Source organism: Staphylococcus sp. HMSC061G12 (assembly GCF_001838465.1).
GTDB classification, from domain to species: domain Bacteria; phylum Bacillota; class Bacilli; order Staphylococcales; family Staphylococcaceae; genus Staphylococcus; species Staphylococcus simulans.
Window position 1 is genome coordinate 39,421 of record NZ_KV837063.1, and the last position, 604, is coordinate 40,024.

Sequence of the window (604 nt, forward strand, 5' to 3'; positions counted from 1 at the left end):
ATCCCTTCAGCCGGACTTGGGTATTCCTCCAAAAAAATTATATGGACCTTGCAGGACTCGAACCTGCGACCGAACGGTTATGAGCCGTTAGCTCTAACCAACTGAGCTAAAGGTCCTAAATAATTTTACAACTAATAATTAGTGGCGGTGGAGGGGATCGAACCCCCGACCTCACGGGTATGAACCGTACGCTCTAGCCAGCTGAGCTACACCGCCATTGTATAGGTTTATGTTGTAATTAAATATGGTGGAGACTAGCGGGATCGAACCGCTGACCTCCTGCGTGCAAAGCAGGCGCTCTCCCATCTGAGCTAAGCCCCCATATTAATTTAATAATCCTTTTTCTAAGGTTATCGGGAAGACAGGATTCGAACCTACGACCCCTTGGTCCCAAACCAAGTGCTCTACCAAGCTGAGCTACTTCCCGTAGAAAATAAGCGCGCCCGATAGGAGTCGAACCCATAACCTCTTGATCCGTAGTCAAACGCTCTATCCAGTTGAGCTACGGGCGCATTTTATATATATTATGGTGCCGAGGACCGGAATCGAACCGGTACGATAATCACTTATCGCAGGATTTTAAGTCCTGTGCGTCTGCCAGTTC

Annotated in this window: 5 tRNA genes; all 5 read right to left on the bottom strand. The window is 48.2% G+C overall.

Going from position 1 to position 604, the window contains the following annotated elements:
• Window positions 1-42 precede the first annotated feature (42 nt).
• Window positions 43-116 (bottom strand) — tRNA-Ile (locus HMPREF2937_RS06020).
• Window positions 117-142: 26 nt separating this feature from the next.
• Window positions 143-216, bottom strand: a tRNA-Met gene (locus tag HMPREF2937_RS06025).
• A 29-nt stretch (window positions 217-245) separates the two neighbouring features.
• Window positions 246-321 (bottom strand) — tRNA-Ala (locus HMPREF2937_RS06030).
• Between the two features lie 32 nt (window positions 322-353).
• Window positions 354-427: transfer RNA gene (locus HMPREF2937_RS06035), tRNA-Pro, on the bottom strand.
• A gap of 11 nt (window positions 428-438) precedes the next feature.
• A tRNA-Arg gene (locus tag HMPREF2937_RS06040) sits at window positions 439-512 on the bottom strand.
• Between the last annotated feature and the right edge of the window lie 92 nt (window positions 513-604).